Origin of the sequence: Desulfosporosinus metallidurans (assembly GCF_001936615.1) — a bacterium.
In the GTDB taxonomy this organism is placed as follows: Bacteria; Bacillota; Desulfitobacteriia; order Desulfitobacteriales; family Desulfitobacteriaceae; genus Desulfosporosinus; species Desulfosporosinus metallidurans.
In genome coordinates this window covers 1-790 of the sequence record NZ_MLBF01000165.1, presented here as the reverse complement: position 1 = coordinate 790, position 790 = coordinate 1, and the positions used below count along the sequence as shown (strand labels likewise).

2 protein-coding genes are annotated in these 790 nt (G+C 61.5%); both read right to left on the bottom strand.

The window, feature by feature from the left end; all coding sequences use genetic code 11:
• A partial coding sequence (locus DSOL_RS26160; protein WP_207649688.1) for a DUF2207 domain-containing protein occupies positions 1 to 435 on the bottom strand: 435 nt, incomplete at its 3' end.
• On the bottom strand, positions 432 to 790 hold a 359-nt coding region (locus DSOL_RS26155), incomplete at its 5' end, for a LemA family protein (protein WP_139314641.1). The genes DSOL_RS26160 and DSOL_RS26155, both read right to left, overlap by 4 nt.

Sequence of the window (790 nt, the reverse complement as noted above, 5' to 3'; positions counted from 1 at the left end):
TCGTAGTCGCCAAACTGGCCGATCTGGCCGTCGGTGTACGTAGGTCAGTTCGTAGACGTACTCGCCCGGGGAAAGAAAGCGGCCTTTTTTTCCCATGTAGACCTTGATGCCGTTTCCGGCCGATTCGGTACGGTAGTCTTCGCTGTGTCCGTCGCGGCGTACGGACAGGACGCGAAACCCTGCCGTCACCGCTTTGCCGTCAGGAGCAGTGTACCGGGTGGGAAATTCCCGAACGATGCCCTGGCGGATACTGGCCCCGGTGGCCTGGACACGGATGGTTTCGGTGACGGTCAGGTCTGCTGTCGGATCGATCGCCACCTGGCTGTCAAAGGACAGGATGCGCTCGGAGGCTCCATCGGCCGAAGCCGCCCAAAGCGTGGCGGGGAGGCTTGCCAGGAGGAATAAAAGGAGGCTTGCGACCCATTTGCGGATCACGACCCGGCTCCGTCGTCGAAGCTGACGCGGGGGGCGTTGCGGTCGGCCGGGTCGTCGAGTTCAAAATAGGGCAGCACGGAAAATCCGAAGGCCCCGGACAGAAGATTGGCCGGAAAGGTCTGGACCCGGTTGTTCTGGGCGCGGGCTGCGCCGTTATAGTAGCGCCGCGCCATTTGGATCTCGGTCTCTATGCCGGCCAGATCTTGTTGCAGGGAGGCAAAATTTTCACTGGCCCGCAGTTGCGGGTAGCTTTCGGCCACAGCAAACAACCGCCCAAGAGCCTGGGTTAGTTCGCCTTCCAGTCGGAAACGGGTGGTATCATCCGGTGCGGCAGCAATTTTGGAACGCAGCCCCG